The sequence below is a fragment of the Vibrio sp. S11_S32 genome (assembly GCF_014694465.1).
In the GTDB taxonomy this organism is placed as follows: domain Bacteria; phylum Pseudomonadota; class Gammaproteobacteria; order Enterobacterales; family Vibrionaceae; genus Vibrio; species Vibrio algicola.
The window spans coordinates 1-11,252 of the sequence record NZ_JAAUWS010000065.1 but is presented as its reverse complement, the minus strand read 5'-3'; the positions used below and the strand labels follow the sequence as shown (position 1 = coordinate 11,252).

Genomic DNA, 11,252 nt, shown 5'->3' with positions numbered 1-11,252 from the left:
GACCAAGCGTAAATAGGTGTTTAAAATGATTAGGGTCGTACATTGAAAAGCCTAACGTGATACTTTCACGTTATTGTATTCGAAAGACTTACTGCGTTGAAGTCGCAACCGAAGGTTGCTTATCTTGGGGGGGGTATGTTCGCAGCCGAGTATTGGCGATTACTGCTAAGTATCAGGCCAATCCGTATTTCTCGGCTTTTTTAGGGCCGACGATTAATGAAACTAAGATTGGAGTCGATTTTGATGGTGCGTTAACCGGAGGTGCGGCAACCTAGCCATAGATTTTGGTAAGGACTATGGTTTTGGTTATACTGCTGGCGCTTCGTTTCATCTGCCGGATATTGCATTAAGTGCAACCTTAGGTTACCAATCGAGCGTAAAACACAGTTTTGATGATATTGGTGAGTCAGGTTCGCTGACCAAATACATCACGGGCGTTAACCATGTTGGCAGCAGCGCCGATATTGAGCTTCCTCAAAGTCTTACCTTCGATTTTCAAACTGGCATTGTTAACCCATTAGCCCCCGCCAATGACGCACAAGCAATTAAATTAGGTGGTCGTTATCAGTTTAATGATGTGTCGATTTTCTTAGTCGGGCAATACACCATGCTTAAAGACGCCAAAGATGAGATCACCCAAGCAAGCTATGATAATAATAGTTTAGTGACGTTAACCGCTGGAATGGAATATGCATTTTAAGATCCACTTCAATTATCATAATCACCAATTGCCGGATATAAAAAAGCTCAAGTGCTGCCGATTAGGAGCGCTTGAGCTTTAATGGTTTGGCCTAAATTAATACGTGTATTTACTCCGCATCAATCGTTAACTCTGCCCCTTGGCTGTCGGTTTTTAGCTGCGATTTACTGTCGAGGATAAACACGCGCGCCGGATCGATTTTTTGCTCATCGACCAAGTATGCCTTAATGGCGCGTGAACGCTCGACTGCTAGGCTGCCTAATTCATCTTGAGTGACGGTTTGCGCGTCAATTAACTGGTTGTATAAGCTAATATGCAGCGCGGTTTCCAGTTGCTTAGAATCGACTTTTTCTTTACCGCTGCTTTGTTGGATCTGCAGTTTTACCTTATCTTCTTCATCACCAATGCTGGTGTTAGGCAGATCGTCGTACACATCTTCAATACTATCGGTTAAGTCTTCATTGTTAGCGATTGAACTGGCTGAAGCATCCGCAGGTAACTTATCTAAGCCGCTGTCTTGTAATAATAATTGCTGCACTTTGGCTTCGGCTAAGGCTCGGCTATCATCGGCGTCGGCCACTGCACCTACAATGCTGAGTTTCAGTTTTGGTCGGTCTTGCAGCGCTTTACCTAAGGTGGTTAAACGGTCGGTCGCTTCTTGGTTTAATTGCGCTTGGCCCGCATCGTAAGGAATATGATTTAACTCCTCGTCGCTGCCAGCCAATCCTGCGAGCAATGAGAAAGGTGAGGTCACGGCTTTGGTGATGATGTTGGTAAAGGCCGTCATCACTATTCCGCCAACACTAAAATCTGGGCTATTTACATCGCCAGAGACTTGCATGCCAAGATCGATCACGCCATTTCTGTCTTGCAGCAAAGCGATCGCTAAGCCTAAAGGTAGGTTAGTGGCTTCGTCGGAATCACTTTTTTGGCCCAGTTTAAGTTGGTCGATCACTAAGTGGTTATCACCGACTAATTGATTTTTTTCGAGTTTATATTGTAAGTCGAGTGACAGTTGACCTTTATCAATGTAATAACCAGCGTAAGTGCCCGAGTATGGGTTGACCGAGGTCAGTTCGACACTCTTGAACATCAAATCCAAATCTAAGTAAGGCTGTTTGATTAACGGGTTTAATTCGCCTTTTAAGGTGACAGGGGCGTACTTGTTGATTTTACCTTTAATATCGACGCTCGCTTTGGTGCCGGGAGTGGACGATAAATTACGGATGTTGCCATTAATCGATTCAATGCCTGAAGAAAAACTGGTTGGCAATGAATAATCGGCGAAGAAGGCCGAACCTTGGGTAAATTTGATTTGTTGGATCTTGACCGATAATGGTTTGCTTGGTGCGGATTTTTTAGTTGCGCGAGCCTTGGACGCCGGCTGAGGTTTAACGATGCTACCAATATTGGTATGACGATTTTTGTCGATCAATACCTTGCTGTAAGGGGCGATAAAGTTAATGGTGCCAATATTAAGACGTTGAGTTTGTTGGTTGAAATTCAAGCTGTTGATGGTCATGTTCGACCATTGGATCAGCGGTTGGTATTCCAAGCGATCTCGAACTAACAAGCTGGCGATTTGAGCATTACCAGCATAAGAGGCCGCGCCTTTGCTGTCGGCGTGGAACTTGCCTTTTGTGCTTAATTTGCCGCGTAATAATTGCACATTTAAATACGGATTAATGTAGGTCTGTAATTGAGTTAGATCTAATTGTGATAATGCGATATTGCCATCGACCACCACACCTTGAGTGTCGAGTTTGGTTAGATCGATACTGCCTTGGCTGCTTAACGAACCACGAGTGTTATCGGGTGCTTTCCTTAACCAAGAATTCACCGATAAATCTACGTTGTAATCAATCGGTTTGCTGAGATCACTCAACACGTCTTTGGTGGTAATGGACAATGGATAAACACGCCAAAATACGCCATTGCTGACCAATTGCTCTTTAACGTTAATATCGGTTTTTTGCATATCAAACTGATGCAAATGCACTAGCCAAGGTTTTGAGTGAACCGCAGTGGATTGTGTGGTTGCTGGTGTTGTTTGATTCGCTTTAGTTTTGTCGCGGTTTACGGCTTTATTTTCAGGATTAGGGCTTGCAGCTGTTTTACTTGTTGCCGGTTGGTTTAATGCGGTTGGGGTAAATAACGATTGCAGATCCAAGCCGTTTTTAGTCATGGCGGCATCGACCCATAAGCCTTGTAATTTCAGGCTTTCAATATCGATAATTTTGCTTTCACTGCTTAGGGATATGTTATTAATCGCTAAACGAGGCAGTTTAATTTTAGGTGTTTTTTTATCGGCAAACTCTAAGCCTAATAATTCAAACTGACCTTTGTTGGTAGAAAAACGAAAACTGTCGTTATGTTGATTAACCGCGAATTGAGTTGAAACATTCACTTGTCCATGAGTGAGTTGCGCTGGCAGTTCTTTTTCAGCAAATGGCCAAAAGCGTGACAGTTTAATGTTGTTTAAGGCGATATCCCCTTGCAGTGCAAAAGGTTGGAATTGGAACTGGCCTTTAAGTTTTAGCTTACTTTTATCTAGCCCCATCAGATCTAGAGCAAAGTGGTTGGCTTTGTTATCGAGCGTGGTTGGTTGTTCTGTTTTGTTGGCGCTATTAATTTGAGGTTTTACTAAGGTTAGGGCTTGTGAATCTAAGCGAGGCAGGTGCAGATCCAAACCTTGGTATTGTAAATGCGCGCCAGTCGGTTGGTCGATAAAATCAAAGCGGCCTTGAACCAGTTTAATGTCTTGCGCCCGAAATGAAGGCAAAGAGGTGGTTGGTTTATCGGCTTCTGGGGCCGCGGGTTCGTTACTGGCATTGTCATTGATGGTTTTGATGATGTCAGAGAAATTAAAGTCGGCATCGGTATCTAAACGCGCGACCGTCACTTGTGGTTTGACAAGATAAAGGTGATCGACGGTTGGCGTTAAATCAACAATGCTGCGCCAAAAGCTAAGCTGTAATTCAAGTTGATCAAAATTCACAAAAGAGTCTTTTACATCTTGCTCTTTGATATCAAACCCGTTGACCCGAACACGTAATAGAAACGGGTTAATGCTGACTTTTTGAATTTGAACCTCACGCCCTAATAACGCGCTCAGTTGTTTTGGTGCTTGTGATTGCGCCACGGCTGGAATAATAAGCCCGAAGATAATGGCGTAAAAGCCGTAAATCAACAGTAAGTAGCTGACAATACGCAGTATAAGAGGGGCTTGTTTGAATTTGGTATAAGCATTTTTTATCGCGCGTGGCATAGGGTGGTTTCGAACCTCAGGGTTAATCTTTGTGGGGAAAGCTCTCAGCCTTTAAATGGGCTGATTCACTGTTGCCATTATAGCCTGAGATCAAAAATGACAAAGCAAGATAGGTGATTTATTTGTCAGTTTTTTATTACAAGCTCATTGACGGGTCATTATTCAAACGATATATACCCGTCTTACTTGAAGCTGCAGCTTTGTTGGCTGCGCTAACTCACCCCAATCACTTAGGCAAGCTAAGCTCATGGGGCTTCAATTACTTAGGGTATAGCTGAATAAGCAATATAACATATAAATAATAGGGGTATTTGAGAGCCAGTTCGCTAAATTATGGCAATGAAATTGCGCCGATATAGCAATCGGATTTGCATGCGCCACAACCATTACAGTCAGCCAATTCTATGCTTGGGCGAGCCCCATCTTGCCACTTTAATGCTTGGGTGGGGCAAGAGCTTTCGCACGCATCACAATAGCCATAACGGTTAATGCAAGTGTCGTTTACTTGCGCGCGTAGGCCGGTGTCTTGTTGCTCACCAGACAGGGCAATGGTCGGGCACACTTTTTTGCATTCGCCACATAAGGTGCAATGGGCATAATCCACATCTAAGGTCGGATAACCGTTTTGGATATGGATAATGTCTTGCGGACAAACTTTCGCGCACTCGCCACATTGATTACACAAACGCTGAAAAATATCTTCATCGACTGCGGTAGGTGGGCGCGCCACGCTTCGCTGAACTTTTTCAGTGGTGCGGATATTCATCGCCTTGGCTTGAGTACTCAGGCCACCAAATAATCCACGACGCGTTAAGTTTGGTTTGTCCGACATGCTTAATTAGCCTTGGTTGCTATCTGTACTGGTATCAGCGTCTTGATGAGCTTCAATGTAGAGTTTTCTTGCCTCGACTGGGATCAAGAAAAAAGTACTGAATTGATCAAGCAAGATTTGGGTGGTTTTCGCCAGTGCTAAATACGTTGGATCGGTTAATGAATTCACCAAGTTATATAGGTACGTTTGGCTCCACGGCAATAAATGGACGCTCAGCATTTCTTGCAGTTCGCTTGAATCAATCGCGTTGTCATTTTGTTGGGTGTCTAACAATGCGCTTAATGTCATCAGCATCAAGCCAATGTGATCAAGTGGGTCGTTGTTTTGGGTTTCAAATTCAAAACCGGATTGGGCTAAGAATTTTTTATATTGGGCGTGGGATTCGCCAAATATGACATTTTCACGATCAAGGTAAACTGAGCCCCAAGGTGGGACCGGAATATCGGCAATGCCGGCGAAATATTCGTCGTGTATTAAGGTCAGTTGATCCAAATCCGCTTGCTTAAATTGGTTTAATGTTGCCGCGAACTGCTGCATTAATGGTGAAGCGTCTTGTGGGTCTAATTCAATATTCAAAACTTGATCGATGCCGTATTGAGAGTATTGGCATGGGCGATAATAAAACAATGAACCTAAGATTTTGCTGATCAAGGCGGATTCGATATGGCTGTAGGTTGAAAGGCTCATAGTGTCTCTCTTTATAAAGATACGAACAGGCAATAGTAATGACGAGGTGAATGTTACGGCACTAGCTATTGATTACTGGCACATAATATACGTGTGATAACTTGATCACACTTTGATCTGAAACAAGGTAACCCCATAGTGGTAAGTTTACAATTCTTGGCATAACTAAAAGAAGTATAAAATAGAGGAAATGCCGTGTCTGGTGATCATAAACAAACAAGTAATGGGCAGTCGATGCTCAACGAAGCATTTGCGGTTACGCGCCGTGGTTTCGTTAAAGGTGGTTCTGCTTTGGGCGCACTTGCTGTTGCCACCAGTGGTTTAACATTGCCATTTAGTAAAAAAGCATTAGCAATAGAAACGCCTGCTAAAGCAGATGAAAAAATTGTTTGGTCAGCATGCACCATCGACTGTGGTAGTCGTTGTCCGTTAAGAATGCATGTTACTGATGGTGAAATTAAATGGGTTGAAACGGATAACACTGGTAAAGATATCTTTAATGATCATCACCAAGTGCGTGCATGTTTACGTGGTCGTTCTATGCGTCGCCGTGTATACAGTCCAGATCGTATTAAATACCCACTTAAACGCGTTGGTAAACGCGGTGAAGGTAAGTTTAAGCGTATTAGCTGGGATGAAGCATTAGATACTATTGCTGGTAGCTTGAAGAATACGATCAAAGAATATGGTAATGATGCAGTTTATATTAACTATGGTACTGGTACTCTTGGCGGCACAGTTACAAAAAGCTGGGCTCCAAGTGAAACATTGATCGCTCGTATGATGAACCTTTGTGGTGGTTACTTAAATCACTACGGTGATTACTCAACAGGTTCTTATACTAGTGCGTGTGAATACCTATACGGCGATTACATGGATACCAATGGTATTGATGATATCGAACACGCTGATTTGTGTGTTCTTTTTGGTAACAACCCTGCTGAGACTCGTATGTCTGGTGGTGGTAACGTTCATAATTACGTTGAAACGAAAAAGAAAAGCAAAACTCGCACAATTATCATCGATCCTCGTTACACTGATACAGCCGGCGGTCGTGAAGATCAATGGTTCCCTATTAAGCACGGTACCGATGCGGCATTGTGTGCCGCAATTGCTCACGTTCTGATCACAGAAAATAAAGTCGACCAAGCATTCCTAGATAAATACTGTGTAGGTTATGATGCGAAAACACTGCCTGCTAGCGCACCTAAAAATGGTAGCTACAAAGACTACATCTTAGGTAATGGCGATGATAAGACGGTGAAAACTCCAGAGTGGGCAGCACCAATTACAGGTATTCCTGCAGAAGACATCATCAAGTTAGCTCGTGAAATCGGCGATGCTAAGCGCTTGTACTTGAACCAAGGTTGGGGCTTACAACGTTCATCAAACGGTGAGCAAGCATGTAAAGCCGTTGCTATGGTATCGATCCTACGTGGTCAAGTTGGCTTACAAGGTGGCGGTACTGGTATGCGTGAAGGTGACCATACTTACCCTTTTGTTCGTTTCCCTACTCTTACTAACCCTGTTCAAGCATCGATTCCATTCTTCTTATGGACAGATGCTATTTCAAGACCATTTGATTTGACTCCGACCAAAGATGGCTTGCAAGGCACGGATAAACTGAAAAACCCAATTAAATTTATTTGGGCATACGCAAGTAACACGCTGATCAACCAGCACTCAAACATCAACCGTACGAAGAAAATTCTAGAAGATGATAAAGCATGTGAAATGATCGTTGTGATCGAAAACCACATGACATCATCAGCTAAGTACGCGGATATTATCCTTCCTGACTGTACTGCTTCTGAGCAATCAGATTTCTGTATGGACGGCGCTGGCGGTATGATGCCTTACTTTATCTTTGCTAGCCAAGTTATCGAACCTCGCTTTGAGTGTCGTACTATCTACGACATGATCTCTGATCTTGCACATCGTATGGGTTGTGGTAAAGAGTTTACTGAAGGCCGTACCCAAGAAGAATGGTTACGCTGGATGTACGCAGAGACTCAAAAACAGAACAACGATCCAGATCTTCCTGACTTTGATACGATGCGTAAGCAAGGCATCTACAAAAAGCAGTTTGATCGTCCATACGTTGCACTAGAAGATTTCCGTAAAGATCCAAAAGCAAATGCACTGAATACACCATCAGGTAAAATTGAGATTTATTCAGAAGCGTTGGCTGAATTGGCTAAAACATGGGAACTTGAGGAAGATGAACACATCACACCTATTGCGGAATACCGCTCTAGCTTTGATGGTTGGGATTCTCCAATGCGTAAGCAATACCCATTGCAAATGATTGGCTTCCACTTTAAAGGCCGTGTTCACTCAACATACGGCAACGTTGAATTGCTAAAAGCCGCAATTCCACAAGAGATTTGGATGAACCCAATTGATGCGCAAAAACGCAACATTAAAAATGGTGATTTAGTAGAAGTAACTAGCCGTTTCGGTACGGTTCAGGTTTGTACTAAAGTGACACCTCGCATTATGCCTGGCGTTACCGCTCTTGGTGATGGTGCATGGTATGCGCCAAATAAGAAAGGCGTAGACATGAATGGTGCGCTTAACGTGTTGACAAACAACCGTCCGACACCAATTGCGAAAGCAAGCCCGTCACACACCAATTTAGTAGAAATCAAGCTAGTGAAAAGCATGGGAGTTGAGGTATGAGCGATCAACCAGTAAAAAACAATCAACCTGTAAAAGTGAAAAAGCAATACGGATTTTACATTGATTCCAGCAAGTGTACTGGTTGTAAAACTTGCCAACTTTCATGTAAAGACAACAAAGACTTAGATGTTAAACGTAACTTCCGTCGTATCTATGAATACGTAGGCGGTAACTGGTCTGAAAACAATGGTGTATACCGTCAAGACGTTTTCTCATACTACTTGTCTATTTCTTGTAACCACTGTTCAAACCCTGCATGTACAAAAGTATGCCCATCAGGCGCGATGCATAAGCGTGAAGAAGATGGCTTAGTGGTCGTTAATGAAGAAGTGTGTATTGGTTGTAAATACTGTCACATGGCTTGCCCATACGGTGCGCCTCAGTACAGCGAAGAAAAAGGTCACATGACTAAGTGTGATGGCTGTCATGAGCGTGTATCAGAAGGTCTGATGCCTATCTGTGTGGATTCTTGTCCATTACGTGCGATTGAGTTTGGTCCAATTGATGAGCTACGTGCTAAATACGGTACGAATGCAGATTGTGCGCCATTACCAGATTCACGTCTAACAAGCCCTAACTTGATTGTTAAATTAAACCCAAATGCGAAACCATTAGGTGATACATCTGGCTTCTTACAAAATCCGAAGGAGGTAATCTAATGCACTTTTTAGAACTACCCTTAGTTATTTTTACCGTTCTTGCACAATGTGCGGTAGGTGCTTACTTATTGATTACCTTCCGTTTAGCGTGTGTTAAAGACGCAGCAATGACAAAAAATCTTGCAGTAAAATGTTTGTTTTTTGTATTGGGCTTTATGTCTCTAGGCTTTATGTCATCGACTATGCACTTAGGCAGCCCATTGCGTGCATTTAACTCTCTTAACCGTGTAGGTGCATCTGGCCTTTCAAACGAAATTTTGACAGGTTCTACTTTCTTTGCGATTGCAGGTGTTTACTGGTTATCTGAGCTACTTGGTATTGCAAGCCAAAGCCTTCGCACTATCTTGCGTTATGTAGGTGCGGTTGCGGGTGTGATCTTCATGATTGCCATGATCAAAGTATACTTGATCAATACCGTACCACTTTGGAACACAGTATTTACTCCAATTGAGTTTGGTTTCACTGTGATCACAGCAGGCTTGTTGTTTGGCTACTTCCTACTTAATGCTTTCGATGGCAGTTCTGTCGTTGCTAACAAACGTATTGCCGTAGTTGGTATGTTACTGCTTGCAACGCACCTAGTATTGACTGTGGCTCGTGTTATCGACTTTGCTGGCGTAGAAACATCGATTCACCAAGGCATTACGATGCTAAATGATTACTCAACCATGATCATGATCCAATGTGTTTTGTGGGTTATTGGTGGTTTGTTCTGGGGCATTTCTGCACACCAAACGACGAATAAAGTAAGATTTTACAGCCTATGTGCGCTTGTGATTGTTATTGCAGCTGAAATCTTTGGTCGCGGTGTCTTCTACGGCATGCACTTTACCTTTGGTCTTATCTAGTTGAGCTAGTTTCATTCCAATATGTAAAAACCGTTAGCGGAAAAAGAAAGCCCGAGCAGAAATGTCCAACTTTAAGGAGGACTTCAATGCTCGGGCTTTTGTTTTTCAGTCATTAAATGAAATGGCGATTAATAATGATATGGAAACTTAGAGAAATCTTTCGGGCGCTTTTCTAAAAAAGAATCACGGCCTTCGCGCGCTTCGTCTGTACCATAGGCTAAGCGTGTCGCTTCACCAGCAAACATTTGTTGGCCAACCATGCCATCGTCAGTCATGTTCAAACCAAACTTCATCATGCGTAGGGCCGTTGGCGATTTTTGACAAATAATACGCCCCCATTCCAAGGCTTCTTTTTCGAGATCCGCATGAGGTACGACTTTGTTAACCATGCCCATTTCGAATGCATCTTGCGCGCTGTAATCTAAACCTAAGAAGAATATTTCACGTGCTTTCTTTTGGCCTACCATTTTAGCTAAATAAGCGGAACCATAGCCAGAATCAAAGCTCGCTACATCAAGGTCGGTTTGTTTGAATACTGCGTGCTCTTTTGATGCCAAGGTTAAATCACACACCACATGTAAAGAGTGACCACCACCAGCCGCCCAACCTGGAACGACTGCGATAACCGCTTTAGGCATAAAACGAATAAGGCGCTGAACTTCTAGAATATGCAAGCGACCTAACGCAGCAGGATCGATTTGATCTTGTGGCATCCCTTCATATTTATAGCCATCTTTGCCACGAATACGCTGATCGCCACCAGAGCAAAATGCCCAACCGCCATCTTTCACACTTGGCCCATTACCGGTAATTAATACACAACCGACATCACTCCACATGCGGGCATGTTCAAGTGCGATATAAAGTTCATCGACGGTTTTAGGACGGAAAGCATTGCGACACTCAGGGCGATTAAATGCAATACGCACCACACCACCATCAACGGCGCGGTGGTAAGTGATGTCTTCAAAAGAATAGCCTTCGACTTCTTGCCAGTCGGCAGGATTAAAAATTTCAGAAACTGTATTCATGATGTGGACCTTAATTGGTTAGAGCTGTATTTATTAGAGAGCAGTGTATGGCGTTAGTTTAACACATCAAATTAGAGGTTGCGGCGGTTAGTCAATGAGCATGTTGCCATGGTTGAAGTGGTTGTTTTTTGCTCGACTTGCGCTAACTTCGAGTTTGCTATCACACTTGTTCAATAATATTACAAATAGACGTGATTTTTTATATCAATTGGATTTGACTGAATTCATAATAAGGTATGGTTACCAGAATGATAGGTAACATCTGAATTTGATAAATATTGAGGTTATGTAATGTTGGATTTTCTTGGCTTTATCGTCGTCAACTTTGCGACAGAACCCTAAATAGGTGATTTAGTTAGCAAAAATAACATTAGCACTTGCTGTGTGTTATTTTTTGTATTAATTTTATGTTAACACCTGTAGTGGTCAATGAAAATTGGCCACAGTTTTAGAGTTTTCCCAATATAATTGTTCCGATCTATTAGGTGTTAACCCTCCATTATATTGATGCGGTCTGAGTCGGCTGTAATAACCTGTTATATATT

9 protein-coding genes are annotated in these 11,252 nt (G+C 42.8%); 5 read left to right on the top strand and 4 right to left on the bottom strand.

Going from position 1 to position 11,252, the window contains the following annotated elements; genetic code table 11:
* Window positions 1-56: 56 nt before the first annotated feature.
* Together HC723_RS15525 and HC723_RS17740 are read left to right on the top strand one after the other, a co-directional pair.
* A complete protein-coding gene (locus HC723_RS15525; RefSeq protein ID WP_190339720.1) occupies window positions 57-275 on the top strand; it encodes a hypothetical protein in 219 nt (72 codons plus the stop codon).
* A 302-nt stretch (window positions 276-577) separates the two neighbouring features.
* On the top strand, window positions 578-700 hold the full coding sequence (locus tag HC723_RS17740) for a hypothetical protein (protein WP_267904258.1): 123 nt from the start codon (window positions 578-580) through the stop codon (window positions 698-700).
* A gap of 109 nt (window positions 701-809) precedes the next feature.
* Here the strand turns inward: HC723_RS17740 and HC723_RS15520 are convergent, their stop codons facing one another.
* The 3 genes from HC723_RS15520 to HC723_RS15510 all read right to left on the bottom strand — a co-directional run bounded on the left by HC723_RS15520 (window position 810) and on the right by HC723_RS15510 (window position 5,487).
* Entirely contained in the window at window positions 810-3,968 is a 3,159-nt protein-coding gene (locus tag HC723_RS15520) for a DUF748 domain-containing protein (RefSeq protein WP_190339719.1), read from the bottom strand.
* 331 nt (window positions 3,969-4,299) lie between these two features.
* The gene (napF, locus tag HC723_RS15515; RefSeq protein WP_190339718.1) at window positions 4,300-4,800 is read right to left on the bottom strand and encodes a ferredoxin-type protein NapF; all 501 of its coding nucleotides are present in this window, start codon (window positions 4,798-4,800) and stop codon (window positions 4,300-4,302) included.
* Between the two features lie 6 nt (window positions 4,801-4,806).
* Complete coding sequence (locus HC723_RS15510; protein WP_153448270.1) at window positions 4,807-5,487, bottom strand: molecular chaperone TorD family protein; 681 nt, start codon at window positions 5,485-5,487, stop codon at window positions 4,807-4,809.
* 234 nt (window positions 5,488-5,721) lie between these two features.
* Between HC723_RS15510 and HC723_RS15505 the strand changes: the two genes are divergently transcribed.
* The 3 genes from HC723_RS15505 to HC723_RS15495 are packed head-to-tail and all read left to right on the top strand — an operon-like array spanning window position 5,722 to window position 9,676.
* Complete coding sequence (locus tag HC723_RS15505) at window positions 5,722-8,169, top strand: DmsA/YnfE/YnfF family dimethyl sulfoxide reductase (RefSeq protein WP_153448991.1); 2,448 nt, start codon at window positions 5,722-5,724, stop codon at window positions 8,167-8,169.
* Entirely contained in the window at window positions 8,166-8,828 is a 663-nt protein-coding gene (locus HC723_RS15500; protein WP_153448271.1) for a DMSO/selenate family reductase complex B subunit, read from the top strand. Before HC723_RS15505 ends, HC723_RS15500 begins: the two co-directional genes overlap by 4 nt.
* Entirely contained in the window at window positions 8,828-9,676 is an 849-nt protein-coding gene (locus tag HC723_RS15495; protein WP_190339717.1) for a dimethyl sulfoxide reductase anchor subunit family protein, read from the top strand. Before HC723_RS15500 ends, HC723_RS15495 begins: the two co-directional genes overlap by 1 nt.
* 128 nt (window positions 9,677-9,804) lie before the next feature.
* On the opposite strand, the gene HC723_RS15490 is transcribed toward HC723_RS15495, so the two are convergent.
* Window positions 9,805-10,707 carry a 1,4-dihydroxy-2-naphthoyl-CoA synthase gene (locus HC723_RS15490; RefSeq protein ID WP_194704567.1) on the bottom strand — a complete coding sequence of 301 codons (903 nt, stop codon included), beginning with the start codon at window positions 10,705-10,707 and terminating at the stop codon, window positions 9,805-9,807.
* Window positions 10,708-11,252 lie beyond the last annotated feature (545 nt).